At 72.4% G+C, this 26682-nt stretch carries 24 protein-coding genes; 11 read left to right on the top strand and 13 right to left on the bottom strand.

Annotation, left to right across the window (positions count from 1 at the left end; genetic code table 11):
• Positions 1-350: 350 nt before the first annotated feature.
• Both ACIRRH_RS21120 and ACIRRH_RS21115 read left to right on the top strand, forming a co-directional pair.
• Positions 351-1355, top strand: coding sequence for a ScbA/BarX family gamma-butyrolactone biosynthesis protein (locus tag ACIRRH_RS21120; RefSeq protein WP_403069441.1), 1005 nt, complete (start codon positions 351-353; stop codon positions 1353-1355).
• 329 nt (positions 1356-1684) lie between these two features.
• Positions 1685-2209 (top strand): DUF5959 family protein, encoded by a 525-nt coding sequence (locus tag ACIRRH_RS21115; protein WP_403069438.1) that lies wholly within the window; start codon positions 1685-1687, stop codon positions 2207-2209.
• Positions 2210-2626: 417 nt separating this feature from the next.
• Here the strand turns inward: ACIRRH_RS21115 and ACIRRH_RS21110 are convergent, their stop codons facing one another.
• Both ACIRRH_RS21110 and ACIRRH_RS21105 read right to left on the bottom strand, forming a co-directional pair.
• Entirely contained in the window at positions 2627-4096 is a 1470-nt protein-coding gene (locus ACIRRH_RS21110) for an MFS transporter (RefSeq protein ID WP_403069436.1), read from the bottom strand.
• Complete coding sequence (locus ACIRRH_RS21105; protein ID WP_403069873.1) at positions 4096-4524, bottom strand: MarR family winged helix-turn-helix transcriptional regulator; 429 nt, start codon at positions 4522-4524, stop codon at positions 4096-4098. Before ACIRRH_RS21105 ends, ACIRRH_RS21110 begins: the two co-directional genes overlap by 1 nt.
• 211 nt (positions 4525-4735) lie before the next feature.
• Between ACIRRH_RS21105 and ACIRRH_RS21100 the strand changes: the two genes are divergently transcribed.
• Complete coding sequence (locus ACIRRH_RS21100) at positions 4736-5404, top strand: response regulator transcription factor (RefSeq protein ID WP_403069433.1); 669 nt, start codon at positions 4736-4738, stop codon at positions 5402-5404.
• Positions 5405-5439: 35 nt separating this feature from the next.
• Here the strand turns inward: ACIRRH_RS21100 and ACIRRH_RS21095 are convergent, their stop codons facing one another.
• From ACIRRH_RS21095 to ACIRRH_RS21080, 4 genes are all read right to left on the bottom strand, one after another.
• A complete protein-coding gene (locus ACIRRH_RS21095; RefSeq protein ID WP_403069431.1) occupies positions 5440-6768 on the bottom strand; it encodes a sensor histidine kinase in 1329 nt (442 codons plus the stop codon).
• Between the two features lie 131 nt (positions 6769-6899).
• Entirely contained in the window at positions 6900-8291 is a 1392-nt protein-coding gene (locus ACIRRH_RS21090) for an FtsX-like permease family protein (RefSeq protein ID WP_403069429.1), read from the bottom strand.
• Between the two features lie 5 nt (positions 8292-8296).
• Positions 8297-9070 (bottom strand): ABC transporter ATP-binding protein, encoded by a 774-nt coding sequence (locus ACIRRH_RS21085; protein ID WP_403069426.1) that lies wholly within the window; start codon positions 9068-9070, stop codon positions 8297-8299.
• 88 nt (positions 9071-9158) lie between these two features.
• Positions 9159-9386, bottom strand: coding sequence for a hypothetical protein (locus tag ACIRRH_RS21080; RefSeq protein ID WP_403069423.1), 228 nt, complete (start codon positions 9384-9386; stop codon positions 9159-9161).
• Positions 9387-9407: 21 nt separating this feature from the next.
• Between ACIRRH_RS21080 and ACIRRH_RS21075 the strand changes: the two genes are divergently transcribed.
• The 4 genes from ACIRRH_RS21075 (at position 9408) to ACIRRH_RS21060 (ending at position 11852) form a co-directional block, all read left to right on the top strand.
• Complete coding sequence (locus ACIRRH_RS21075; RefSeq protein WP_403069420.1) at positions 9408-9599, top strand: hypothetical protein; 192 nt, start codon at positions 9408-9410, stop codon at positions 9597-9599.
• Positions 9596-10324 (top strand): hypothetical protein, encoded by a 729-nt coding sequence (locus tag ACIRRH_RS21070; RefSeq protein ID WP_403069417.1) that lies wholly within the window; start codon positions 9596-9598, stop codon positions 10322-10324. Before ACIRRH_RS21075 ends, ACIRRH_RS21070 begins: the two co-directional genes overlap by 4 nt.
• Before the next feature lie 46 nt (positions 10325-10370).
• Positions 10371-11276, top strand: coding sequence for a ketopantoate reductase family protein (locus ACIRRH_RS21065; RefSeq protein WP_403069414.1), 906 nt, complete (start codon positions 10371-10373; stop codon positions 11274-11276).
• 180 nt (positions 11277-11456) lie between these two features.
• A complete protein-coding gene (locus ACIRRH_RS21060) occupies positions 11457-11852 on the top strand; it encodes a hypothetical protein (RefSeq protein ID WP_403069411.1) in 396 nt (131 codons plus the stop codon).
• Positions 11853-12874: 1022 nt separating this feature from the next.
• Here the strand turns inward: ACIRRH_RS21060 and ACIRRH_RS21055 are convergent.
• From ACIRRH_RS21055 to ACIRRH_RS21030, 6 genes are all read right to left on the bottom strand, one after another.
• Positions 12875-13615 (bottom strand): hypothetical protein, encoded by a 741-nt coding sequence (locus ACIRRH_RS21055; protein ID WP_403069408.1) that lies wholly within the window; start codon positions 13613-13615, stop codon positions 12875-12877.
• 734 nt (positions 13616-14349) lie between these two features.
• On the bottom strand, positions 14350-15069 hold the full coding sequence (locus ACIRRH_RS21050) for a restriction endonuclease (protein ID WP_403069405.1): 720 nt from the start codon (positions 15067-15069) through the stop codon (positions 14350-14352).
• A 428-nt stretch (positions 15070-15497) separates the two neighbouring features.
• Positions 15498-15977, bottom strand: coding sequence for a hypothetical protein (locus ACIRRH_RS21045; protein WP_403069403.1), 480 nt, complete (start codon positions 15975-15977; stop codon positions 15498-15500).
• Between the two features lie 572 nt (positions 15978-16549).
• Complete coding sequence (locus ACIRRH_RS21040; protein WP_403069401.1) at positions 16550-19321, bottom strand: hypothetical protein; 2772 nt, start codon at positions 19319-19321, stop codon at positions 16550-16552.
• Positions 19322-19831: 510 nt separating this feature from the next.
• The gene (locus ACIRRH_RS21035; protein WP_403069398.1) at positions 19832-21298 is read right to left on the bottom strand and encodes a M1 family metallopeptidase; all 1467 of its coding nucleotides are present in this window, start codon (positions 21296-21298) and stop codon (positions 19832-19834) included.
• Positions 21299-21320: 22 nt separating this feature from the next.
• A complete protein-coding gene (locus ACIRRH_RS21030) occupies positions 21321-22259 on the bottom strand; it encodes a M20/M25/M40 family metallo-hydrolase (protein WP_403069395.1) in 939 nt (312 codons plus the stop codon).
• A 142-nt stretch (positions 22260-22401) separates the two neighbouring features.
• Between ACIRRH_RS21030 and ACIRRH_RS21025 the strand changes: the two genes are divergently transcribed.
• From ACIRRH_RS21025 to ACIRRH_RS21015, 3 genes are all read left to right on the top strand, one after another.
• Positions 22402-23148 (top strand): response regulator transcription factor, encoded by a 747-nt coding sequence (locus ACIRRH_RS21025; RefSeq protein ID WP_403069392.1) that lies wholly within the window; start codon positions 22402-22404, stop codon positions 23146-23148.
• Positions 23138-25006 carry a sensor histidine kinase gene (locus ACIRRH_RS21020; RefSeq protein ID WP_403069389.1) on the top strand — a complete coding sequence of 623 codons (1869 nt, stop codon included), beginning with the start codon at positions 23138-23140 and terminating at the stop codon, positions 25004-25006. The genes ACIRRH_RS21025 and ACIRRH_RS21020 overlap by 11 nt, the downstream gene beginning before the upstream one ends.
• A gap of 306 nt (positions 25007-25312) precedes the next feature.
• A complete protein-coding gene (locus ACIRRH_RS21015; RefSeq protein WP_403069386.1) occupies positions 25313-25492 on the top strand; it encodes a HEAT repeat domain-containing protein in 180 nt (59 codons plus the stop codon).
• A gap of 146 nt (positions 25493-25638) precedes the next feature.
• Here the strand turns inward: ACIRRH_RS21015 and ACIRRH_RS21010 are convergent, their stop codons facing one another.
• Entirely contained in the window at positions 25639-26175 is a 537-nt protein-coding gene (locus tag ACIRRH_RS21010) for a GNAT family N-acetyltransferase (protein WP_403069383.1), read from the bottom strand.
• 230 nt (positions 26176-26405) lie between these two features.
• Here ACIRRH_RS21010 and ACIRRH_RS21005 point away from each other — a divergent pair, with 230 nt between their 5' ends.
• Positions 26406-26657 carry a hypothetical protein gene (locus tag ACIRRH_RS21005; protein WP_403069381.1) on the top strand — a complete coding sequence of 84 codons (252 nt, stop codon included), beginning with the start codon at positions 26406-26408 and terminating at the stop codon, positions 26655-26657.
• The last annotated feature ends 25 nt before the right edge of the window (positions 26658-26682 follow it).

Here is a 26682-nt window from a genome sequence, read left to right as displayed (position 1 = left end):
CGGGCCAAAACCGCGTGGATGGTATGGAACGAACAGATGACCGACGCCCCGCCGTCGGCTGCCACAACCGGAGCAGCAGCTCCCACTTCCCACCGGCAGGCCAACGGACGACCATGCCATAGCAATGAACCTGCCAAGTCAGGCCGTCGACGTTCTCACAGGTCAAGAAGCTTTACCAAGCCAACCCGATCTCCGGAGCACGCTCGGCACCCACCCACCGTGCCCACTCGACCACGCTTGGCCGCCGACGAACCTTCGTTCTGGCTCCTTGAAAACCAAACCGGTAGGTACGTATCTTACGAGCCCTGAGCAGCCCACCCCGCCCGTCACGGCCCTTCGGAGCGCTCCCCATGACTCTGCTTGCCTTCCGCACGCCTGCCCCCGCCCTCGCCACCGGCACGGACTCCGGGACGATCCCCCACCCGGCCGCAGCAGCAGCATCAGCCCCGGCACCTCGCCTGACCAGCACCGTCGCCAAGGAGTACGTCCACCGGGCCTGCCACGCCGAGGTCTTCCTCACCGGCAGCGAGCAGCTGACCGACACCACCTTCACCGTGACCGCGCAGTGGCCGCGGGCGCACACCTTCTTCAGCACCCCGGACGGCACCCGGCACGACCCGATCCAGGCTGCTGAAACGATCCGCCAAGCCGGGCTCTACCTCGCCCACACCCGGTTCGGCGTACCGCTCGACCACAAGTTCATGATGTGGAACCTCGACTACACCACCCGGCCGCGCCAGCTGCTGATCGGTGCGGCACCGACCGACCTCACCCTGGAGGTCCGGCTCCTCGCCCAGCCGCGCCGGTCCGGCACCACGATCGACTTCACGCTGGAAACCGTCGTGCGACGGGGCTCCCAGCCGGCCGCAACCGGATACGCCCGCTTCACCACCGTCCCCGACTCCACCTACCAGCGGCTGCGCCGGGGGCGCCACAACGCCGAGCATCCGTCGGCGCCGGCCCTGACCGCCGAACCGCTCCCGCCGGCCCGGGTCGGCCGGCTCCGCCCGGGCGACGTCGTGCTGACCCCGGCGGACGCCCCCGGCAGCTGGCACCTCACCCCCGACTTCTGGCACCCGATCCTCTTCGACCACGCCAACGACCACATCCCCGGCATGGTGCTGCTGGAGGCGGCCCGGCAGGCGGCCAACGCGCTGAGCAGCCCGGTCACCGTCACGCCGGCCGCCGCGGCCACCACCTTCCACCGGTACGCCGAGCACGACGCACCCACCGTGATCACCGCCCGGCACACCCCCGGCGAGGGCCCGGACGCCCTCACCACCACCGTGACCGGCCACCAGCACGGCGAGCCGATCTTCACCACCGTGCTCACCGGCCACCCGGACCACCGCTGACCGGACAGCCGCCGCCGCACCGACCGGGCAGACGGTTCGGCCCGAACAGCTCCCACGCTCGCAGCGGTCCGCTCCCATCGCCCTGCCGGCGGCCCCACCACCGGTCGCACCACCCGAACGGCCCGCCCGACCATCCCGGTCCGGCGGGTCGTCCGCGTACGGGCGGGCCGTCCGCGTGCCGACGACGTTTCGCGGTGCGGCGCCCCTGGCACATGCCGTTTCCCCCGGACCGGCCACAGCCGGAACGCACCGGTTCCGGGCTGGCACCGGGGCGAACACCTGCGCGAGGATGTCAGCCCCTGAATCCGCGCTGCCCACAGGAGCACGCCGTGAGCGAAGTCGCTTCACAGCAGAACGAGTTGATCAGACTGACCGACCGCCCCGGCACCGACGACGCCCCCGGCTGTGCCGGGCGGAGCGGCGGCCGGAACGTCCGGGTACGGGTCCTCGGACGGCACGCACCGGGCTCTCTGCTCGGGCACGACTGGCTGGACTGCGAGATCACCGTCACCGCGGACTCGGTGTGCGGACAGTTCGTCACGCTGGTGACCGACCGCCATCTCAGACAGTGGGAAACCGCCTTGGACCGACTCGGGCGCGGGTCAGCCGTCCGGTGGCTGGACGAGGAACACGGACCGGAACTGCGGATCGAACCCGGACGGCCGGGCGGCCTCTGGGTGACCGTCTCCGACGCGGAGGAATCGGGCGTCACGCTCCGGGTCGTGCTCTCCCCCGCACCGGGCTGGCTGGACGAACAGCGCGCCCTGCTCGAACTCGTCCGGCACACCTATCCGTCCGAGGTCGTCGAACTGTCCCCGGGCGTCCACTCCTGGCGCGGAGAGCCGGCCAGCTGACAGGGCCTGACAGGAGCCGCCGAGGGCGTGACTGCCGGTTTTGTTGCCCGTTTGTCGGTGGGCGGGGAAGAGGGCGCCCCGTCCGCGCATCGTGTCGGACGAACTGTGGGGGCTGATCGAGCCGTTGCTGCTGCCGGAGCCGCCGAAGCTCAAGCCGGGCCGTCCCAGAAGCGGACCGAGCACGGTCGACCGCGCGCGACCGGGCAGCAAGCAGTCGGTGATCGCCCACCGAGGAGTTCCGCACGGCTCCGGCCTCGGAGCCGTGCGGTGGGTCGTCGGGCGGACCGACACCCCGGGTCCACGGGTTCCGGCGCCTGCGGGTCCACGGGGACACCCGCCACGACATCCGCGGGGAATTCCTCAAGCCGACCTGACGCGTGAACACCTAACGATTGCTTGGGAATTGACTGACCGTCATCACTGCGGTGGCAACGGTCTTCCCAGCCGGGCGAGCGAACGGTCGGGCAGGGTGAGGAGGAAGAGCAGAGCCGCACCGCCGAGCATGAACAGCGCGAGGTGGTGCAGCCCGCCCGTGGTGGCACCGTTCGGGAAGAAGGCCGCGTTCGCGGCCGAGGCCGCCATGGCACCGAGGTACATGAAGGTGCGCAGCAGCCCGGCCGCCGAGGCGATGACCGCCGGGTCCGCCTGGTGGTAGAGGGCTGTCTGGGTGCCGAGCCCGATCAGCCCCTGCGAGACGCCCGCCAGCGCGCCTACCGCGATCAGCAGGGCGCCCGGGCTGCTCGCGTGCACCAGCAGCAGGGCGGCACAGGCCGCGATCTGGCAGGCGGAGCCGACCAGCAGCTTGCCTCGCACGCCCGGACTGCGGCCGGTCACCCTGGCGACCGTGAGCGCGGTCAGTGACAGCGGCAGCAGCACCAGTCCGGCGGTGGCGGCCGACAGGCCGCGCCCTTCCTCCAGCCACTGGGTGTAGCCGTAGAGGAAGGCGTAGATGGCGGTGTAGCCGAGGACCTGGCGCAGGTAGGTGGCGATCAGCGGGCGGTTTCCGGCGAGCGCCCGCAGGTCGATGAAGGGGGTGCGGGCCCGCCGCTCGCGGACGGCGAAGGCGACGGCCGCCAGGACCGCGAGCACCGGCAGGTACCAGCGCGCCGGGTCGGGCCTCATCAGGAACAGCATCAGGGCGAGCAGGAGGACCGCGAACATCGCGATCCCGGCGTGGTCGAGCCGGTCCGGGCGGCCCGGGTGGTCGCCGCGGCCCGGGTGATCGCCGCGGTCCGGGCGGTCGATGCGGTCGGAGCGACGCTCGACGACGGGCAGCCGGACCGCGCCGAGCGCCAGGCAGGCCAGCGACGACGGGACGTTGACGGCGAAGACCGTCCGCCAGCCGCCCGCGCCGATCAGCAGACCGCCGAGGGTGGGCCCGACCACCGCGGCGGTCTGGTTGGCGACCGCCAGCACCGTCAGTACCCCGGCGGGGCTGGACTGCCCGGTCCGCTCGGCCTCGCTGCGGGTCAGGTGCATCGCGGCGGGGTAGGCCGCGGAGGTACCCAGCCCGAGCAGCACCCGGGCGGTGATCAGCAGCCCGAGGGACGGGGCGAGCGCGCCGAGCAGTCCGGCGAGGCCGACCAGGGCCGTCCCCGCGAGGTAGAGCGGGCGCGGGCCGTGGGTGTCCACCAGCCGCCCGATCACCGGCTGGCCGACGGCGGTGGCCAGGTAGAGCGCGGTCACCAGCCAGGCGGTCTCGGCGGGTGGCGCACCGAAGGCGGCGCCCACGGGGACCAGGGCCACCGCGATCATCGACGAGTTGATCGGATTGAGCACCGAGCCGAGCACCATCGGGGCGATCAGCCGACGGTCGAACCCGCCGTCCGGAGCGGACTGCTGACGCCCGGACCGGATCCGGGCCAGCAGGGCGGCCGGGCCGGTCATCACCGGTTCAGCCGGTCCATCAGGGCCAGCGCCTCCAGCACGGTGGCGCGCTCGGCCTCGGTGTAGTGCTCCGCCATGGCGCGGGTCAGCCACTCCTGGCGGGCCTGGCGGCTGTCCGCGACGTGGGCCAGCCCGGCCTCGGTGAGGCTGACCACCTGGCGGCGGCCGTCCTCGGGGTCGGGGCGGCGCCCGACCAGGCCGTGCTGTTCCAGCGCGGCGAGGGTGGCGGCCATGGACTGCGGGCGGACCCGTTCGTTGGCGGCCAGCACGCTGGCGGAGGCCGGACCGTCGTTGATCAGCCGGCTGAGCACGGCAGTCTGGGAGGGGGTCAGGTCGCTGGTGCCGCTCACCTCCCGGAGGGTGCGGCGCAGCCGGCTGAAGACGGCGCGCAGCTCCCGGGCGGCCAGCGCCGCGGTGTCGGGGACCACGGAGTCGACGGACCCCGCGGCGTCGGCTTGGGCCCTGCAGGCCGCGGTGGCAGCGGCACGGGCTGTTCGCTTCTCGGTCACGGTTCCACGGTAATTTCGACAATTTCGACAGTCTGGACTGTCCAGTCTGGACTGAAGTTTTTCCCAGGGCGGCCGGTCATCTCCACCACCCGCGTCCGAGCGACGGCGGACGGGCCCGGATAATGACGTCGTGATCGACAAACAGCTCCGCGTCGTCCTCGCCGAGGACTCGGTGATCCTCCGGGACGGCATGGTCGAACTCCTCACCGCCCGCGGGTGCGCGGTGGTCGCCTCCGCCGGGACGGCGCCCGAGCTGATCGCCGCCGTCACCGAACACCGGCCCGACGTGGCCGTGGTGGACATCCGGATGCCGCCCACCCACACCGACGAGGGCATCCGGGCCGCGGTGGAGATCCGCCTCGCCCTGCCCGAGGTCGGCATCCTGGTCTTCTCCCAGCACGTCGAGACCACCTGGGCGGCCCGGCTGCTGGCCGGTGGCGCCGCCGGCATCGGCTACCTGCTCAAGGAACGGGTGGCCCGCACCTCCGAGTTCGTGGACGCCCTGCGCCGGGTCGCCGCGGGTGGGACGGCCCTCGACCCGGAGATCGTCAACGGCCTGATGCACGGCGGGCGGCGCAGCCGGGTGGACGCGCTCACCCCGCGCGAGCGGGAGGTACTGGAGCTGATGGCACAGGGGCACTCCAACCGCTCGATCGCCACGCTGCTGGTGGTGTCGGAGCGGGCAGTGGAGAAGCACGTGGCCGCCGTGTTCGGGAAGTTCGACCTGCCCGCGACCGATGCCGACAACCGGCGGGTCAAGGCCGTACTCGCCTACCTCGCGGAGAGCGGCGCTTCCTGACGCGGCAGCCCCGCAGGCTCTGGCGTGTCCGCCCGTCAGAGCCTCCGGGGCAGTTCGGCGCTTACCTCCGTCGGCCCGCCGGGCGGGCTGTCCACCCGCAGCGTCCCGTCCACCGCCGCGAGCCGCTCGGCCAGGCCGGCCAGCCCGGTGCCCGCGCCGATCGCGGCGCCGCCGCGCCCGTCGTCGCGTACGGTCAGCCGGACCCTCCCGTCGACCGCGCTCACGCTCAGCTCCGCCGACCGCGCGCCGCTGTGCTTGGCCACGTTGGTCAGCAGCTCGGCAGCGCAGAAGTAGACGGCCCGCTCGATCACCTCCTCCGGACGCTCCCGCAGGTCCAGCCGGACGTCGACCGGCACCGGCGAGATGGCGATCAGTCCCGGCAGCGCCTCGGCCAACCCTCCGTCCAGCGCCACCGGGTGGATGCCCCGGGTCAGCCGGCGCAGACCGGTGATGGTGTCGTCGGTCTGCCCACGGGCCCGGTCGACCAGGGCGCGCAGCCGCCCGAGGTCGGGCCCGCCCGAGCCGACCGGTCCGCCCTCGACCGGCACGTCGCCGGCCGGAACACCCTCGGCCGGCACGCCCTCGGCGAGCACGTCGTCGGCGAGCACGTCGTCGGCGAGCACGTCGTCGGCGAGCACGTCGTCGGCCAGCGACAGCGTGATGGCCAGCGCGACCAGTTGCGCCTGGGTGCCGTCGTGCAGGTCGCGTTCCAGACGCCGCAGCCGATCGGTGTTCTCGGCCAGCAGGGTGGCCCGGGCGTTCTCCAGCTGACGCACCCGCTGCTGCGAGCGCACCGGCCCGAGCAGGGTACGGGCCGACGAACGGTTCGCTGAGCCGAGCGCCCGCACCACGGCGGGAACGACGGCCAACACCCCGAGGCCGATCGGAACCGCGCCCAGGTCCAGCAGGCCGACCGGCCGCGTGCCCGGCTCCATCATCCGCACCCAGAGCGGAAAGCCCACCAGCCAGACGCTGCTGAGCGGAAGCCCGACCACGGCCAGGAACCCGAGCACCCCCAGCGGCAGCCGCAGGAGGAGGTAGAGCAGCGCCCGCCAGGTCACCGGGTCCGTCAGCGCCACCCGGCCCCGGGCGAACACCCCGGACGGGCGCGGCAGCGGCTGCGGTGCGGGCACCTCCTCCCCGAGCAGCCGCCCGACCAGCCACCGGTGCAGCCCGCCTAGCCTCCTCGCCCCGAGCAGCGCGGCCACCACGAACGGCAGGCCCAACACGGTGAGCGAGAGCAGCACCCCCACGTAGAGGACGGCGACGGCGTACGCCCCGCCGAGCACCCCGAGCGGCAACCCGATCACTGCGAAGGCCAGTTCACCGCCGCGCACCGACCGGTACCGCCGCCGCTCAGCCACCGTCCACCTCACCATTCATCCGCCGCCCGGCCCCCAGCATCCACCAGGCACCACTGGAGCCGCCGCCCCCACCTGCCCATCCGTCCGGACGGCCCGCCGAACGTCGACGCCTGCCGCTCCCCTCCGTCCTCTCACCCCCGTTCCCCGCCCGTCGACTCCACCGCCGAGCCGCCGACCGCCCACAGCCCCGTGCCCACGATCCCCGGCACCGTGAGCACCGCCGCTCCCAGCACCACCCGGGCGCACTGCGGCCCCGGCACCACCGGCACCACCGAGCCCGTCACCGCCAGGCTGAAGGCCGCCGAGGCCGCGGCCGCCACCGCCGCGCCCAGCAGCACACCGATCGCCGTGGTCAGGGCAGCCTCCACGGAGAGCATCCGCAGCAGCTGCCGCCGTTTTGCCCCGACCAGGCGCAGCAGCGCGAACTCGCGGCGCCGGTCGGCGGTCAGTGCCACCAGGGTGTCGACCGTGGAGACCGCCGCGAAGCAGACCAGCAGCCCAAGCTCCATCTCGCGCAGCCAGACGTCGCTCGCCTTGGTGACGCTGGTCTCGGCACCCGTTGCCCGGGCGGCGTGCTCGGCGGTGCTGGTGAGGATCAGCATGGTGCCGGCGAGCCCGACCAGCAGCGCGACCGGCACCACCGCCGAGGAGAGCCGGGCGGCGTAGCCGCGCAGGTTGGCGTCCGCCAGCCAGCCCGCCCGGGGCACGAGCGCCCTCGCGGGGGCCCCGAGCACGGCTGCCAGGACGCGCGCCGCCACCGGCCCCAGCAGTCCGACGGCGACCAGCAGCACCAGCGAGCCGAGCAGCGAGGCCTGCCCTGCCTTGTCCAGCTCTCCGGCCGGCCGGCTCGCCGCCAGTCGCAGCAGCAGCCCACCGCCCGCGAGCACCGCCACCCCCGTGAGCAGCCGCAGCGCACCCGTGCGCCGCGGCCCGCCCGCGCCTTCGGTCAGCGCGACGGCCGGGGCGGGCCGGGTGATCCGGCGGGCCGCCACGGCGGTGGCCGCCAGGCCGATCAGCAGCGCCACCGCGAGCGCGACCAGCGCCGGCACCGGCGCGCCGGGTACGTGCAGCCCGGGTGCGGCCATGCCACGCCGCTGGAGTGCGGCGAGGAAGGCCCGGGCGGCGAGGAAGCCGACCAGGCCGCCCGGAACGGCCACCAGCAGGGTGGTCGCCGCCACCTGCGCGCGCACCACCCGCCGTACCTGACGGGGCGTCGCCGCGACGGTGCGCAGCAGCGCCAGATCACGGTGCTGCTGCCGCAGGGTGAAGCCGAGCGCGTTGACCACGACGAACAGCGCGACCAGAACGGCGATCTCGCCGAACGCCCCGGCGATCACCACCAGGCCCGGCCCGGACACCGCCGCTCTGGCCACCGCGGCCGGCGCCGTGATCTGCGCGGCGACCAGAGAACCGAACAGCGTCACCGCCGCCACCGCCAGGAACAGGGCCGTCCCCAGCCCCGCGAAGGAGGCCGGGCGGCGGCGGATCTGCCCCGCGGACAGGCTCAGCACCGGACTGCTCATCGCGCTCACCCGCCCAACCGGCTCAGCCGCTCGCCGACCTGCGCGGCCGTCGGCCTGGTCAGCTCGTCGACCAGCAGGCCGTCTGCCAGCAGCAGCACCCGGTCCGCGTACCCGGCGGCGACCGGGTCGTGGGTGACCATCACGCAGGTCTGCCCGTCGGCGTCGACGCCCGCGCGCAGCAGGTCGAGTAGCTCCTGCCCGGTGGCGCGGTCCAGCGCGCCGGTCGGCTCGTCGGCGAACAGCACATCCGGCCGGGAGACCAGTGCCCGGGCTATCGCCACCCGTTGCTGCTGACCGCCCGACAGCTGTCCGGGCCGGTGCCGCTCGCGCCCGGCCAGGCCGACCCGGGCCAGCGCCTCCCGCACCCGGGCCCGTTCCGGTGGCTGCCCGGCCAGCCGCCCCGGCAGCTCGACGTTCTGCGCGACGGTCATCGCGGGCATCAGGTTGAAGGCCTGGAACACGAACCCCACCCGGGCGCGGCGCAACTCCGCCAGCCGTCGCTCGGGCAACCCGGACACCTCGGTGTCGCCCCACCGCACGGTGCCCCTGGTCGGGCGGTCCATCCCGGCCAGGCAGTGCAGCAGGGTGGTCTTGCCGGAGCCCGACGGCCCCATCACCGCCGTGAACGTCCCCGACGCGAAGCCCACCGAGACCCCGCGCAACGCCCGCACGGCCGCCGCGCCGCGCCCGTACTCCCGGTGCAGCCCGGCCGCACTCAGGGCCACGCCCGCCACCCCGTCGTACGCCGCCGTGGCGGCGGCTGTCGTCATCCCGTTCATGTCCACCATCGTGGGCGTCCGGGGCCGGGAGATCGATTGTGCTGGCACCCGAATCCGGGGTTCGGAAAACCGAACCCCGCAGGTGGTGCTACGTCTCCTCGGAGAGGTTGCGGTGCTGCCGGGCCCACGGCCGGACCGCGCTCGCCCGGTGGTCGTGCCGGTACTCCGGTGCGGTCAGGGGCCCCGGCAGCTCCACCGCCGACGCCCCCTCGTCGCACAGCGTCGCCCGCCCCACCCCGACCGCGCCGCTGCCGGACGCGCCCGCCCTCTTCCACCCCGGCCCGCTCGCCCCCACCCCGGCTCCCCGGTCACCCACCCGACGGGGAATCATGATCCGGTGACCATCGACCTGCTGCCCGCCCGCGGCGTTCGTCTGCCCGCCCCGGGCTACAAGCCGCGCCGCGAGGAGCCGTTCGCCTTCGACTCCGCCTCCCTCCACGCGCCCTACCCGGAACCCGTCCGCCCCGTCCGCCCCGTCCGCCCCGTCCGCCCCGTCCGCCCCGCCGAACCCACCGAGGCCGCCGAATGATCCCGCTCCCGACCGGCACCGCCACCGGTCCGCACGACGCCGCCTTCCTCCCCCGTCGGCGGCTGTCACCGCGACCGGCCGAGCAGCCGATCACCGCGCCGGTCCCCAAGCTCGGCGGCGAGCCGTGCTGGCTGGCCGAGCCCACCTGGCCCCGCTCCCCCAGTACGGGTGAACCCCTGGTGTTCATCGGGCAGTTCCCCGTCCCGGGCGAGCCGGGACGGCTGGCGTACCTCTTCCTGGAGGAGGACGGCGAGCTGATGGGCGGCCTCGACCCGGAGCGGGGCGACGGCCTGCTGCTCGTCCAGCCCGGCGGCCGCATCCCGCCGTTCGCCGTGCTCGGACCGCCCGGCACCCGGGGCCGTACGCTCTGGCGCTGCGAGCCCGACGGTGAGCGGACCCCGGTCGAGTACCACCTGGACGTGGTGCCGCTGCCGGACGGCGTCGACCGGGCGATGGACCAGCGGGCCGCCTTCCAGCGGCACCTGCGCCACGAGGGCCCCGAGGTCCCCTTCCCCGACGGCGACCACGAGCACGACCACCTCGGCGGAGACCCGTCCTACCCGAACGGCCGGGCCCGGGTCCCGGCGCCCTGGCAGTACCTCTTCGCCCTCGCGGACGCCTCGGACGAGGGCGATCCGTACTTCCTCAACTTCGGTTACGGCGACGGCTTCGGCTTCCTCAGCCCGGACGGCCTGGAGGGCCGGTTCTTCTGGGAGGCCCCGTAGCCGCGCCCTCCGTTTCCCCATCCCTCACTCACCCACGGGAGTCACCATGACCACCACCCCCCTGACCGTCGCCATCCTCGGCCCTGGCGGCGTCGGCGGACTGATCGGCGGGCTGCTCGCCCGCGACGGCCACCGGGTCGTCTGTCTGGCCGGCGAGGAGACCGCGGCCGTCATCGCGCGGGACGGACTGCAGGTCCGCAGCGCCCGGTTCGGCGACTTCACCGCCCGGGTGGAGGCCGCCACCGAGCTGCGCGAGCCGGTCGACGCGGCCTTCGTGACGGTCAAGGAGACGGCGCTGGCCGCCGCGCTCGACCGGATGCCCCCGGAGGCGCTCGGCGCCGGGATCGTGGTGCCGCTGCTCAACGGTCTGGACCACATGGCGCTGCTGCGCGAGCACTACCCGGCCGGGCGGGTGGTGGCCGGCACGATCCGGGTCGAGGCCACCCGGACGGCGCCCGGGCGGATCGAGCACACCAGTCCGTTCGCCGCCATCGAGCTCGGTGCGACCGCCCGACACGCCTCCCCCGTAGCCGAGTTCGCCGAGCAGCTGCGGCATGCCGGGCTGGACGTCACGCTGTGCGAGGACGAGACGGCGATGCTGTGGAGCAAGCTCTCCTTCCTGGCCCCGTTCGCCCTGCTCACCACCCGCCACGCGAGCGGGATCGGCACCGTGCGCACCGAGCACCGGGCCGAACTCCTCGCCGTGCTGGACGAGATCAGCGCCGTCACCCGGGCGGTCGGCGCGCCGGCGGACGCGCAGACCCTGCTCGCCTCCTTCGACCGCATCCCCGGGACGATGAAGTCCTCGATGCAGCGCGACGTGGAGGCCGGCCGGCCGACCGAGCTGGACGCCATCGGCGGCGCCGTCCTGCGGGCGGCCGACGCACACGCGGTGGCCGTCCCGACCATCGCCCGCCTGGTCAGCGACCTGTCCGATTCTTCCGACCGGTAGCGCTCGCACGGGCGTTCACCCCGCGCTCGGCACGCGCGGGGTGAACGCCCACCGGGATCTCAGATCGACTGACGGATCGTCAGTTTCTTCGGCAGGCTTTCAGGTTTCCCGACGTTTCACGGAATCCTCCGGAACCTCCGCACGGCGCATGGACGTTGACACGGCGGGAGGGATAGAGACATGACAAGGAAGCCGTACCGTCTGGCCGCCACCACGCTCGCACTGCTCCTCACGGCCCCGTTGTTCACCGCGTGCGACGCCGACCAGGCCCTCGACTGCGGGAAGCGGGCGATCAGCCTCACCGGCGATGTCCAGGACCTCGCGGATTCGGCGATCAACGTCGGTCAGATCACCGACGAGAACCGCCGCAAGCACACCGTCGCGGCCCTGAAGAAGGTCGCCGACGACGCCAGGAAGATCCGCCAGGACGGCGGGGACAAGATCGACGCGGCCGCCGACAGGCTCTCCAAGGCCGTCGAGGACGCCATCGACCGGGTCGCCAAGGGCAAGCAGCCCGACGTCAAACCGATCACCGATGCCGCCACCGACATCGGGAAGGCCTGCGCCGACGCCTGACGCACCGGCGCGCTGACCGTTTCCCACACCGCCCACTGCCCACTCCACCAGCTTCCGCCCCGGGCGCCGGCCCGGGGCGGGAGCACATCCCCCGCCCCGGGTCCCGGCCTGTCGCCACCGCGCCGGCACCGCCGGACGATAGGAATGGCACCGGACCGAACCGCACCTCGGAGGCACCGGTGAACCACCCGATCCTCGGCCAGATCCAGGACCTGCGCGCCGAATTGGCGCCCAGCGACACCGCCCCCGCGCTGGTCACCGCGCTCGCCCGACGGCACCGCGTCACGCTCGGCGCTGGCCGAACTCGCCGCCCAGCAGCACCGGATCATCCGCTCCGACCGCCGCAGCCTGCTGCTGCTCGCCAGTTACGCGCTCGTCGTATGAGCCCGGAGGCCCCGCTCCGCTGGTCTTCCGAGCAGTCGACGGGGCGGGGGCTCAGCCCGTCACTGACGGAGGTCTGGGGGTCTGGGAGCGGCGGGGTCTTGGGGGTCAGCCCCTTGTGGGAGCGGGATTGGCCTGGTCGTCCAGCCACAGGTGTGGCTGTCAGGAGTCATGATGAGGCCGAAGCGGTCGAAGCCGGGGCAGCCCCGGTCGTCCCACCAGCGGCAGGCGGCTTCCACCTCGTCCCACAGCCCGCGCGGCCCGGACCAGTACACCTCGTAGTCGGCACGGTCCCAGCGGCTGATCTCCGCCCGCCGAGAGAGCACCACCGCCGCCCCGGCGCGTTCGTCACCAAGGACGGCCGATCTCCGCCCGCTGGGAGAGCACCCCCACTTGCGGTAGGTGCGGACCGTCGTCGCCGCCGGCCGATCTCCGCACGCCGGAGAGCACAAGATCCTCGGCGCTGGCCTGGATGAACTCGACGGCCGATCTCCGCACGTCGGGAGACCACCCCTTCGCGTTGGTCGAGGTGGCCCGGTTCGGCAGGAACAGGGCGGTGCCGATGCAGTGGGCAGCGGCGCCGAGCACGCACGCGGCCAACAGGCCGCATTCGGTCTTGGCGTCTCCGGTGAGCGCGGTGATCAGCAGCAGGCCGGGGCCCAGCCGGTCGGGGTGTCGTCGAACACCCCGGGCTGGATGTGGCTCGTGGGGTGGTGCGCGTCGCCGTTCGCGGGCTCGGTGTCGTCGGCGAGAGGTTCGCAGGCGAGCGGCCAGGACTTGGTGAAAAGTCGTTCCGCGACGAGTGCGGGGGCGCGGAGAGTGAGGGTGCGGCGGCCCCAGTCGGCGTCGGTGAGATGGGTGACCAGCACGCCGAGCGTCCACGAGTCGACGTCGTTGAGGAAGCCGTGCTCGGGCCGGGGTGCGGTCTTCTCCTTGATCTCCGGCAGCGTCACCTTCACCAGTTGCGTGGGTGCAGGGTCCGCAGCGGCGACGGCGGAACGCGTGTGCTCTGCCCAGGAGGCGACGAGCAGTTCGGCGGCCTCGCGGGCCTGGTCGTACCCCTTGCGGTTGCTCCGGATCCCGTGCATAAGGTTCGCCACGACATAGGACGGCCGAGTGGAACCGTTCCAGCTGTGGGCGGCTTCGCGCTGCCAGCCGCGCGAGAGCGCCGTGAGGCCCTTGTCGATGTCGCCGCTCTTGCCGAGCGTGCCGAACGCGGGATCGCTCACCGGGAGTTCGGGTTCGCTCATGCCGGCTACGGCCGCGCCGGTGAGGAGCCCCGTCGGGTCGACGAACGGTGCCGCCTGGCCCCGGAGTTCCTCCAGGTGGTGCTTCTTGGCCGTCAGCTTCGACTTCGCCCAGACCGCGAGCCAGGGGAACATCGCCGCGATGTTCTCGGCCCGGTGCAGGCTCTGGGCGGCGGCGCGCCACCGGTCGAAGACGCGGTCCCGCAGCCACTCGGCGTCGCGACGAAGCCCCCGTCGGGGGCGTCGTCTTCCTCGTCGTCTTCCTGATCTGCGGTCGCCGAGTGAAGCAGGCGAGCAGCGATTTGGACTTCTCCATCGTCCCAGTGGACGTCCTCGTCCGGCCCGTCGTAGCAGTGCAGTTGGGACAGCAGGCCGCCCCCGCCGAGCGCCCGCAGGAAGACACCCAGCCCGCTCCCCGACCTCGTCCACGGCCCCCAGGACCAGCACTCGGCGCACAGCCGTCCGACCGTCGCGGCGTCCAGCGCGACCGTGGCTTCCGTGACCGCCGCAGTCCTGAGCTGGGAGCAGTCCGTCGTGGTGTGCAGCTTGGCGTTCCTGCCCTTGGCCGAGTGAACGGTGACCGGCGTCCCCTCCAACGGGCCGAGCGGGATGTCGACGGTCAGCGAGTTCTCATACACGAAGCCCCCTGTCGATGGCGGTCTCGGAAGCCTAGTTCCCGGCACCGACAACGTCGGCCGGTTCCGGGGACAAGGCACGCGACGACACCGCTACTGGTAGTGGGCCACCCGACGGGTGGCAGCCGGCGATCAGATCTGCCGCCCCGGGGCGCAGTCGATCTCCAGGACGTCGTAGAGGTGTTGACCGGCACCCCAGCCTGCAAGACGCTCGCGGTCGACGAGGTGAAGGCCTTACTGGTTGGCGAAGGCGGCCGCGGGGTCGGTGAAGCCGTTGAGCGCCACGACGACCGGGACCGCGGCGCCGTGGATGGGCCGGGCAGTCCCGTTGAACCTCTGGACGGCCTCAGACCCCAGCGGGGTCGCGTGCCGCTTGCACTGCAGCACCACCCGTCGCCCCAAGCCGTCCAAGGCGACGACGTCGGCACCGAGGTCCCCGGCACCACCGACCCGTACGGCGTCGATGAAACCGTCGCGTTCCAGCAGTTCGCGGCACATCTCCTCGAACCGGGCCGGTGTGGCGGCCTCGAACGCCTCCAGGGTGTGGTCGAGAGAGCGCCGAGTGTAGGACGCGGCGGGTTCTGCGGGTGTTGCCTGACGCACCGGTCGGTGGGCCCACTGCTCAACGCGGCTGGTGACGGATGCTGCGGCCTTGGTACGGGCGAGCGTGAATCGCGTGGCGATGCCGGCACGGACCAGGGCCCACAGTGGTTGCAGGAATCGGCGTACCGAGGAGCCGAGGGCGGTGCGCCGAAGTGCCGCGCGCAGTGCGACGAGCACCGCGACGGCACCGCCGAGCGCCGCGGCGGCGGCCAGCGGATGGCCCCACAGCCAGGCCGCGGTCTGCACGACGATGCCGAGCGCGAAGAAGCCCATCAGGAAGACGAGACCGCTGTCGCCGTCGTCGGCACCCGTGCTGTCCTGCCGTCGCGAGCGTCCTTCGCCGGAAGTCATACCTGTCACCGATTCCTTCCTGTTCGACGAGAGGGTAGAGCCCGACCGCAGTCCCGGTTCACGCTTCTGATGAATCTCCGCGATCCGACGGCCCGTTCGCGGCTTCGACGGGCCGGTAGATGACGTACGGCCGGTGACCGGCCCCCGGCGCGAACGCCCCGCTCGTGCACCCCTGGCGTACGCCGCCAATTTTCGCCAGATGCACCTACGACGCCGTCACACCACCGCCGGGCATTCGTCCAGCTGACAGATGGTCCACAGGCTTCCTGCCGTAGCCGCAGCCGCCTCGTCCTCAAGAGCGCTACTGGGTCGGGCGGTTCGACAGCCTTGGCCAAGGCTGTCGACAGGCCCCTCCGGGAAGAGCCGCGCTCGGCGCGAGCTCCGTGTCCGAATCCCACTGCGGCCTGTGATCGATTGTCGACGTTCCGTCAGTTCATGTCGGAGGGCACTACTAACCAGTCGGCCCCGTCCGGCTCGACGTGTCCCTCCGGAAAATCGATCTCCCCCGTCTGCCAACTCTCGTCAGTCGTCCTGCGCCACAGGCAGGCCGTCACCGTCGGAACGCCGTCGTCGTTGAACGCGGGTTCCTCGACGCACGAACGGAACTCTTCGGGGACAGAGTCCACCACGCCCGGCCACACTCCGTCCTCGGCGTAGGGGCTCATCGGCGACTCGTGGTCGAAGCCCCGGACGTACACACCGGCCGGAGTGAAGACGACCGAGTACTCGTCCCCCGCACCGTTGCACATCGACGCCATCTCCTCAGTCCGGGACCATCGCGCGTCGAAGGAGTAGTAGCGCGAGGACTGATCGGGGCTGAGGATCGCATCCAGCATCGCCAAAGCCCGGCAGTGGTCCCGCAGGACGTCGGGATCGGGCAGAGAACGGGCGACATCGTTGACGGTCATGCCGACCATCCAAGCGGACCCCAGTGACAACCCGCACGGTCACCGCCAAACCGCCACACAAAGGACGTCGGCAACCAACCGGGACAGCGGGTTTCAACCGGGTGGCCACCTTCGAGGCCCTGATACGTCTCAGCCGGCGGCTGAAGCAGCTTGGCGATCGAGGTGATCGAGCGGCCCGGGTCGGGCAGCAGGTTGCGGTCCGCGAGCACCTGGGCTTTCGGGTGTGCAGCGTCCAGGACGCCGAGATGCTGACGGCCTGGCTGGCGGTGAACGTCGCGCACGCGGAGCGGAGCCCGGAGCCGGTGCGCGAGAAGCTGCTGAAGCGGTGTCGGGAGGAGTTCATCAAGCCGCCGGCCCCGGACCGGAAGAGTGGTGCACTCTGTCCGTCCGGTCCCGGCGCCGTTCTTGCCCGTCGCCCGGAGGGAGCCGCAGTGGCCGTCGAGGGGAAGCGCGTTTCCGTGGCCCCCGCGTGGCCCCTCACGCCGATGGCACCGGCCCCCGTGGCGGGGGCCGGTGCCGTGGTCCAGGTGGTGCGTTCAGGCACCGTCAGGGCGGGACGTGGCACCGGGGCGTCAGCCCTGGCGCGCGTCCGTGACCTTCCCCGTGAGGAGGGGGCCCTCCAGCCACTGGTCCTCCTTGAGGATGTACACCTGCATCCGCAGGGACTTCTCGGACTCGGTCAGCGCGTTGGGGAGCGTGGGCACGGACACTTCGGTGCTCGTTTCGCCCCTGGGGATGGCCACCCAGAGGGAGGGACTGTTCGTGGACAGGGGCCGCTCCGGGTCGGCTTCCTCGCCGAGCTTGGAGAGCCATTCCTTGTCGACGTCCTTCGTGGACAGCTCCGTGCCCTCGCGCACCGGCTGGAAGTCGAACCGCGTCTCGATGTTGGTGTCGGCGGGCTCTGATAGCTCCACCTTCCAGGTGAGCTTCTGGCCCTTGGTGACCGAGTCGGCGACCGGGGTCACGGTGACCGTGGGCATGGGGACGTCGTTCTCGACGAGCACGCCCCCGAAGGCGCTGCCGACCGCTGTGCCGCGCACGGCCTTGGCCGCGACCTCGTGGCGGAGGTCGTGGTTGTAGCGGGTGCTGCCCTTGACCGTGATCGACACGCCTACGGAGCCACCGGCCTTCACCGTTTCGGTGTGGACGGTGGACTCGTAGGTCTCCGGGTCACGGACGGCGAGCTTGATCACGCCGGTGCCCTCGCCGGTGACCTGGACGGGCACGTTGTAGGTGCGGGTGCCGGAGTCGCCCTTCTTGACCGTCAGCTTGCCGATGTCGACACGCGGGAGCGCGACGGGGCTTACCGCCGGGGTGCCGGGGCGCCAGCCCCAGGCGTCCATCAGCCAGAACTCGCCGGAGCTGTTGCGTGGGATGAGCTCCAGCGACTGCGTCTGCTTCAGGTCGACACCGGCGCTGACGGCGGCCTTCAGCGGGACGCGGACCTCCCGCGCCCAGTGCGCGGCCGTCGAGTCGGAGCCGGGAAGGCCGTCGACGGTGACCTGGCCGAGCTTCACCCGCTTGCCGGAGGTGTCGGTGAGGGCGACGTCGAGTCGGGTGCCCCGGGTGTTCGGCGGCACCATCACCCGCAGGGCGAGCGCGTCGGAGCCCGCCAGTGAGAAGGCGTGCTCCGGCGTCAGGCGGACCGGGGTGCCCGGCTTGGTCCAGCGGGCCGTGACCGCGTTGCGGCCCGGCTCACTGGTGGTGTCCGCCCAGGACGCGAAGTGTGGCGACTTACCGGGTTCGGAGCCTGGCCTACAGGCCTGGGTGGTGCTCGTCGTGATCTGCTGGCACACGCGCCCGTTCGTCACCGAGAGCGGGTCGTCGGGCCGGATCGCCGGGGTGCGGTTGCCGCCGACGGCGTGGGTCAGCACCTGGACGGGGCCGGCCGAGGGCGCGCTCTGGTCGGAGCCGTCGAGCAGCGGGCGGACCCGGTCGTCGCCCGTGAGGAAGAGCCGCGCGGCGGCGGCGATGTAGGTGGTGCCCGCCGTCTGCTGCTGCTTGGCACTCAGCCGGGTCTCGGCCTGTGGCGAGCAGACCGGGTCCGGGTTGTTCTTGTCGTCCCAGAAGTCGTCGGCGGCCGGGGCCTCGGCCTGGCCGGGCGTCCACTCCGTGTTGAAGAAGTTGTGGTTGGCGCCGACCATGTACACCGCGCTGTGCAGCGCCGTGCCCTGGCCGATGCCCCGGGTGCCGTCGAGGTAGATCTGGCCCTGAAGATCGCTCACATCGCCGTCGCAGCCCGGCAGGATGGCCATGGAGGGCACGTCGGGCGCGGGGTTCTGGCCGAAGATGGTGGAGCCGATCAGGACGGTGCCGCGGATCCGCCAGTCCACCGGCCCCCGGTAGCCGTCCTCGGCGGGCGGCGGTGGGGAGAGGCTGTCGAGAGCCGCCCGGTTGACGCCCTCGCCGCCCCGGGAGTGGCCGACCAGGAGCACCTTCGAGAGGTCTGCGGGCTCCGTCGCGCGCACGGCCTCGGGGGCCTTCGCGGGGTTCGCGCCCCACTCCGCCCAGCGGGCGAGGTGCTGGCGCACCAGGGACGAACGGGCTTGCGCCCCGAAGTCGGCCGCGCGGCCGTCCTGCGCGTTGACACCGTTCGCGGAGATGGAAACCGTCACATAGCCCTGGGATGCCAGGCGCTCCTGGTCGTGCAGAAAGCCGCGGTAGCTCGGGACCTCCTTCTTGCCCGGCTTGCACGGCCACTCCATGCCCGCGCTGTTCTTGCCGGGCTCGTAGCAGGTGGCGCTGCGGCCGTGGAGGAAGAGCGCCAGCGGTCGCTTCCCCGGCGCGTCCGTCGGGCCGACGACCGTGGCGCGCATCTCCACGGGCTCGGCGTAGCCCGGCAGCCTCACCGACTCCAGGGTGTACTCGCCGCTGATGGTGTGGTACTCACCGGCGACACCGGGGTCGACCGGGTTGGCGGGGAACGGGTCCTGGGGCGCCGCCGCGGCCGACGAGCGCCGGTGACCGGGTGCCTGGTCGGCCCTTGCGGCGTCCAGCCGCCGCGAACCGGCGACCACCTGGAGTTCGCTCACCGGTCCGACCCTCGCCCCGTCGAGGGGGAGCCGGAAGGTGCGTTGGTCGGGGGAGGGCTTCGGGACGCCGAGGGTCCGCTCCCCCGAGCGGAACTTGACCAGGGCGCCGCCCATGCCCACGGGCTTGGGCGAGCTCCAGATCAGCTCCCCGCCCTCGACACGCCACCCCTCCGGCAGTCGCTCCCCGGAGGCGCCCGGCGGCGCGCCGGGTATGGACTCGGTGGCCGGTTGCGCGTGCGCCGGCCCTGGCACACCCGCCGCCAGCGCCACGACCGCCAGGGCAGCCGTCAGTGCGCGTGAGACCTGTCTCATGATGGTGTCTCCTCGTCGTTGGTCGTGTGGCTCTGTCCACAAGAACGGGCGAATCGAAATGTTCACGACTGATGGACAAAGCCGTCCAGGGCAGTCGTCGTCCGCGCTCCCCGTCCCCGCGCGTGTCTCGACCCCGCAGCTCAGGGGGGCTGATGCAGCTGCGCCGACGAGGGAGCGGAGTGGCCAAGCACTCCGAACCCGGTAGCGATCCGGGTGGCCCGTGCACCCGTGGCACTTGTCGCCACGCCGGGGGCCCGGGGGCCGGCCAGGCACAGGGTGCGGTCGTGGATCGGGGCGCAGTTCGTGGATGCGGGCGCCGGTGGCCGTGCAGGCCGAGCGCCGCAGGCCGAGCGGCAGGCCGCCCGCGCGGTGTGGGCGGATGAGCACCGGGCGGAGCTGTCCGGTGAGGACCAAGTGGCTGCCCGCAGCCGAGCTCGTCTACACCGCCGACAAGCGGCATTGGCTGCGCCTTCGTCGAACGCCACCGCCCGGCAGCCGCTTGCTGATCGCCTACGACCGCTGACCGACTTCGGAACCACTCGTCCGGCCGCCGGACAGCGGGGCCAGGGTGCCGGGGTAGAGGTATTCCTTCGGGGGGATCGTCGTGCTGTGGGCCCAGGCGTCGAAGAAGCCCTTGAGGTCCTTGCCGGACACCTTCGCGGCCAGGGCCTCGAACTGCGGGAAGGAGGCGTTGCCGTAGGCGTGGTCGGCGGTCCAGCGCTTGAGGGTGCCGAAGAACGCGTCGTCTCCGATGGTGCGCCGCAGGGCGTGCATCATCAGGGAGCCCTTGAAGTAGAGGGCCGGGGCGAGCTCGTTGCCCTGGCCGGGGTCGTACAGCTTGGTGGACCAGTACGCCGGGTTGTTCCTGTTCTCTTCGATGTTGGCGGCGTAGAAGGTGGTGTCGAGGTTCGATCCCTTGTGTTCCTCCCACAGCTGGTTGGCGTACTGGGCGACGCATTCGGCGATGCAGCCGTCGCGCCAGTCGGTGAACGAGACGCTGTCGCCGAACCACTGGTGGGTGATCTCGTGGACCGCCGCGGCGTCCCAGAAGTAGTCGGTGTAGGTGGGTCGGCTCTGGGTCTCCAGGTCCGCCGCGCCCGTACCCGACTCCTTGGGCGAGCTGCGGACGATGGCGCCCGCGGAGGAGAACGGGTACGGGCCGAACTTCGAGGCCAGGAAGGCGAGGATCTCCGGCTGCTGGGCCTCGGTCGCCTTGGCCATCTCGTCGATCGGCACGCCCGGACCGTAGGCCGTGATGACCGGCGTCCCGTCCGGCAGCTCCGAGCGGTGGACGGTGAACCTGTCGATGGCGACCGTGCTGAGGTAGGTCGCCATCGGCTTGTCCTCGCGCCAGCGGAAGGTCGTCGAACCGCCCGCGCTGGTGGTCGGACCGGGCCGGCCGTTGCCGATGGCCGTCCAGCCGTCGGGGACGGTCGCGGCGAGCGAGAAGGTGGCCTTGTCGGACGGGTGGTCGTTGGACGGGAACCAGGAGGTCGCGGAGTGCGGCTCGCCCATCGCGTTGACGCCGCCGGACACCAGCGGGTGCCAGCCCTCGGGGTCGGGCTTTCCCGCGTACACCACCCGCACCGCGAAGGTGGCGCCGCCGGCCACCCGGCGGGCGGGTTCGATGTCCAGCTTGTGCGCGCCGGAGCGGGAGAACGACTTCGCCGGGGTTCCGTTCACGGTGACGGAGGCGACCTGGAAGCCCTTGAGGTCCAGCGAGAGGCGGTCCAGCGACCGCAGGGCCCGGGCGGTGACGGTCGTGTCGCCCTTCAACAGGTCGGGCCGCGCAGGGTCGTAGGCGATCCGGACGTCGTAGTTCGCCACGTCGTAGCCGGCGTTGCCGTCGTCGGGGAAGTAGGGGTCGCCGGCCCCGGCCGCTCCCGCGGGGACGGCGGTCAGGGCGACGCCGAGGACGGTGGCGGCCGCCACCAGGGGGGCGGCCTTGCGGCGGCGGTGGCTCAGTGGTGTGCGCATCTGCGGCTCCTGGGGACGGTGGTCAGGACCGGACGGTGGCGGTGGCGGCGGGGGCGGCGGGCGTCTTGGCGGCGAACTGCCACACCACGCCGATCAGGGCGTTGGTGCTGGTCGCCTGCGTCGCGGGGTCGACGTTGGCGAGGTTGTCGCACGCGCTGTGGAGGCAGTCCGAGACGCCGCTGCTGAACCCGGACGACGGGATGCCGGCGTCCCCGAACGACTGGGTGTCGGAGCTGTCCAGCGGGATGTCGAACGTGGCGAGACCCCGGGCACCGAACCAGTTCTCGAAGGCCTGGAAGGCCGCGGTCTCCCCGTTCTTCGCGTCCTTCACCACGAGGTACTGCTGAACGTTCCTGCTGCCCGCCTGATCGAGGTTGAGGTACAGGTCGATGGCCTTGCGGTCGGCGGCGGACAGGTTCTTGACGTAGTCCGCCGAGCCGGCCATCCCCAGCTCCTCCGCTCCCCACCAGGCGAAGCGCAGGTGCCGCTCGGGCTCCAGCTCGGCCTTGGCCACCTGCAGGGCGGTGGTCAGGACGGCCGCCGAACCTGAGCCGTTGTCGTTGATCCCCGGGCCCATCGGGACGCTGTCCAGGTGGGCGCCGGAGAGCAGTACGTGGTTCGGGTCGCCGCCCGGCCAGTCGGCGATCAGGTTGTAGCCGTCCTTGCCGTCGTGGGAGAAGTGGCGCAGCTGCGTCCGGAAGCCGGCCCTGTCCAGGGCCTGCTTCACGTACGCCACCGACTCCGCGTACCCCCGGGTGCCGTGCGCGCGGTTGCCGCCGTTGCGGTCCGCGATCCGTTGCAGGGCCTGGAGGTGCGGCACCACCTCCGCCGCCGTGACGGCGGGCACGGCGGGAGCCGGCCCGTGAGTGGCGGCCGTCGCCGCGACGGCGGGGACGGTGGACAGCAGCAGGGCCGCCCCGAGGGCGCGGGCGGTGAGGGACACCGGACGGGGGGAGGGCATCACACGGGAGCCTTTCGGAGGCGGGGCCGGGGCACTCCCCCGGCGGGTTCCACCCACCCTGGTCCGTCGGTGTCAGGAACTTGTCGAGAGGCTGTCGTGGACCGGTGGGGGTGCCTCCGGAGGGCGACTTACGATCATCCTCATGTGCGCACATGTTGTGGTCGCCGAGGACGATCCCAAGCAGGCCGACCTGGTCCGCCTGTACCTGGAGCGGGAAGGGCATCGCGTGGTCGTCGTCCACGACGGCCGCGCCGCGCTGGAGCAGGCCCGGAGCGGCCCGACCCAGCTCCTGGTCCTCGACGTGATGATGCCCGTCATGGACGGACTCGACGTCTGCCGCGCCCTGCGCGCCGAATCCGCCGTCCCGGTGCTGATGCTGACCGCCCGCACCACCGAGGAGGACCTGCTGCTCGGGCTCGACCTCGGCGCCGACGACTACCTCACCAAGCCCTACAGTCCCCGCGAACTCGTCGCCCGGGTCCGCGCCCTGCTGCGCCGCGGCTCCCGCCCGCTGCCCCAGGACGCCGCCCCGCTGCCCCAGCCGGTGGCGACCCCCGCCGCCCCGCCGCCGGCGGTGCTGACCGCCGGGGCCCTCACCGTCGACCCCCTGCGCCACGAGGTCACCGCGGACGGACAACCCGTCAGCTGCACACCCGGCGAGTTCCGGCTGCTGGAGGTACTGGCCGCCCAGCCCGGCCGGGTCTTCACCCGGGCCCAGCTGCTGGAGCACCTGCACGGCATCGACCGGTACATCACCACCCGGACCGTCGACACCCACGTGATGAACCTGCGTCGCAAGATCGAGCCCCAACCACGGCGCCCCACACGCCTCTTGACGGTCTACGGCATCGGCTACAAGCTCGCGGAGGGGCCGCGCGGTGCGTCGTGACACCCCGCCGCACCACAGCCTGCTGCTCCGGCTGCTCGCCCTCTCCGCCCTGGTCTCCCTCTGTTCCATCGCCGCGACGGCCTGGCTGACCGCCCGCACCACGACGGGCGTGATCAGGCAGGAGCGGCGTCAGGTCCTCGCGGACCAGGCCCGGATCTACCACGAACTGCTCGGCTACGCCGCGACCCACCCCGACTGGACCGGCGCGGAGTCGACCGTGCGGCGGCTCGCCGCCGACACCGGGCAACGCATCCTGCTGGCCACACCGCGCTTCGATCCGGTCATCGACTCCGCGTCCGCGGCGCCGGCCCCGGGCGCGGGCGCCGACCGCACGGTCCTGCCCCACACCCCCACCACCACCGTCGACCCGCTCTCCGTCGATCCCGCCATGCTGCCCGACGCCCCCGCCGACCGGATCGACGCCCGCGCCGTGGGCCCGTTCCGGCTGACGACCGCCGAGCGCACGGCCATGGAGGAGGCCGCACGGAACCGGGCCGGCTGCCTGCGGTCGGAACTGGGCGTCGAGGCGACCGTCACCGACGACCCCGCCGGACACCCCGTGGTGAGCGTCCCCGGCGGCCGGGCCCCCGCCACGCGCTGCGCGTCCCCCCTGGTACTGGACGCCCCGACCCGCACCGAGAGCGCCGCCCTCGCCGACCTCACCGCACTCGTCAACGCCTGCCTGGAGCGCCAGCAGATCCGGCCCGTCACGCTGTCCCTGGCACTGCAGTGGTCCCCGCCCCGTGACCCGGCGCAGGAACAGGTGATCTCCGCCTGCCTCGCCAACTCCCGCCGGCAGCAACTCGTCCGGTACGTGGCACCGCCCGTGCTGCTGTTCGTCGGTGCACCCGCCGGGGCGGAGGATCCGGCCCCCGTCCTGTCCGCCCCCCACCGCGGGCGGGTCGCCGAGGTCGCCACGCTGGTCCTGGCCGTCACCGTGGCGATCACCACGACGGTCGGGCTGCGGCTCTCCCGGCCGCTGAACGCACTCACCCGCGCCGCCCGGCGGATGACCGACGGGGACCTCTCCGCCCGGGTGGCCACGACCGGCCGCGACGAGATCGCCGGACTCGCCGCCGCCTTCAACGCCATGGCGCAGCGCCGCGAACAACTCGAGGAGCTGCGCCGGACGATGGTGGGCGACATCGCGCACGAACTGCGCACCCCGCTCAGCAACATCCGCGGCTGGCTGGAGGCCGTCGAGGACGGCATCGTCACCGCCGACGGCACCCTGACGAGCTCGCTGCTGGAGGAGGCCCTGCTGCTCCAGCACCTGATCGACGACCTGCGGGACCTCGCCGCCGCCGACGCCGGCGAACTCGCCCTGCACCGCCGCCCCGTGGACGCCGGGGACCTGCTCGCCCAGGTCGCGACCGCCCACCGCGCCCGGGCACAGGCATCGGGCGTGACCCTGACCGTCGAACCGGTCGCGGCCACAGCCGGGTACGAGGTGTTCGCCGACCCGGTGCGTCTGCGCCAGATGGTGGGCAACCTGGTCACCAACGCCGTCCGGCACACCCCGGCGGGCGGCACGGTCACCCTGCGGACCCGCCTGGACGCCGACGCCCTGCTCATCGAGGTCGCCGACACCGGCAACGGCATCGCCGCGGCGGACCTGCCGCTGGTGTTCGAACGCTTCTGGCGGGCCGAGAAGTCCCGCAACCGCCAGAGCGGCGGCAGCGGTCTCGGCCTCGCCATCGTCCGCAAGCTCGCCGAGATCCACGGCGGCGACGTCCACGCGGCCAGCACGCCCGGCACCGGCTCGGTGTTCACCGTGCGCCTTCCCACCACGGCTGCCGCCCCACCGAAGGTCCTCAATGGCCGGCGGCGGCGCCCGCGGAGTACCTCCACCGCGTAATCGCCCCGGACATCGGCCAGGGCGTTTCAAAGTCCCGGTGATCATGTGAGTCCGCGGGTCGCAGTGGCGCGAGGAGCGCGGGCCGGACCGTCGCGACGTCGCTGCCGACACCCTCGGGGACCTCCTGCGCGGCACCGCACTCGACGCGGACACCGCCCGTCTGGTCGTCGGACGCCTGGTCAGCCTGGCCATCAACGAACCGGTGACCAAGGTCCGCGAGTCCGCCCTGAACTCGATCAGCGAGGCATTCAACCACCACAGCTGCCCCTGAACCTCGTCGAACCACTGACGGCGGCCATGCCGACGATGGAGCGCGAACTACTCGAACACGCTCTCTACATTCTCGGTGCCACCCACTCCCCGCAGGCCCGGCCGCTGATCGAGCCCTTCCTCCACCACCCCGACCCAGAGGTGCGCGGAGAAGCCTGGCTCGCAGCAGCCGAGATCACCGCAGCGGAGTCGGAGGGCCTGACTCACAACTCTTGACTAGCAGGCCCGGCGGCAGTCGTGTTGTTCCGTCCCCAGCGCCCCGGCATCGACCGCGTGGCGCATCCGCTTCGGCCGACGGAATGGGAAAGTTGACGCCTGCCGGCACTGCTCGGAGCGGTCCGCAAGGCCAACCATCGGGTGTGTCAGAGCCGTCTCGTGGTGAACAGGGTGGTCCCGTACGCCGCGTCCACTTCCTTCCGCTCGGTCTCGGTGAACCCGACCTTGGCCAGCACACGGCGAGAAGCGGTGTTCCAGTCCCAGACCGTGGCCCAGAGACGTTCGTACCCAGATGATCTCGCCCATTCCAGAACCGCCAACGATGCCTCAGTCGCGTATCCCTGACGCCAAACTCGGCGTAGCAGCTCGAACGCCAGTTCCGGTTCCCCTGTCGATCCTCGCCCGCTGTCGACCAGCCCGCAGTAGCCGATGACGTCACGAGAGGCCTTCCGCTCGACCGCCAGCAACCCGATCGACCACAGCTGGTTGGTGCGGATCGAATCCTCGAGCTCCGCAACCGTGGGGTGTCCGTCCGCGTCGATTCGGCGGTGCGGCGGCACTCGTGGATCACGTTCGGTCCACAGCTCACGCTGGACGACAGCCTCGGCTACCCGCCAAGGTCTGAGTAGCAGGCGAGTCGTCTCGAGTACAACCTCGCTGCCCGGAGTCGCGCCATCTGCCATGACATCAACCATCTCACGGGCGAACGCACTGTCGTGCCACGGGGCGCGTGGTCGGTCCTGCCGATCGTGGACGCTCGATGTGCGGGACCACCGAGGTCAATTGCTGAGCGTCGTATTGGACCTGTGCACCCTCGGCTGTACCTGGTTGGACGCGTTGACCCGTACGCCCACATTCTCGACCCAAGCGACAACGTCGCCGGCGTGAACGACCCGATCCACAACTCTTGACAATGGCTCGTGTCCGGATTGATCTACGCGCTCTGGGGCGGCTACTGCGCCACCGGTACGGCTTCACCGACGAGACCTGCGCGTTCTTCGACTTCTTCGCCCAGCCCGCGCCCGAGCTGGAGCAACAGGCCGCCGACGCACTGGGCCCGGACCGGCTGGACGAGCCGATCCTGGCCGCCGCACGCGAGTACGGGCTGCTGCTCCAGGCCTACGAGTGCCTGTTCTGGGACACCCTGGGCGTCATCGACGCCTGAGGTCGAACCGTCCCCGGGCCGAGAG

It is taken from the genome of Kitasatospora sp. NPDC101235, assembly GCF_044767505.1.
GTDB lineage: Bacteria > Actinomycetota > Actinomycetes > Streptomycetales > Streptomycetaceae > Kitasatospora.
This window is presented reverse-complemented; position numbering and strand designations above follow the sequence as displayed.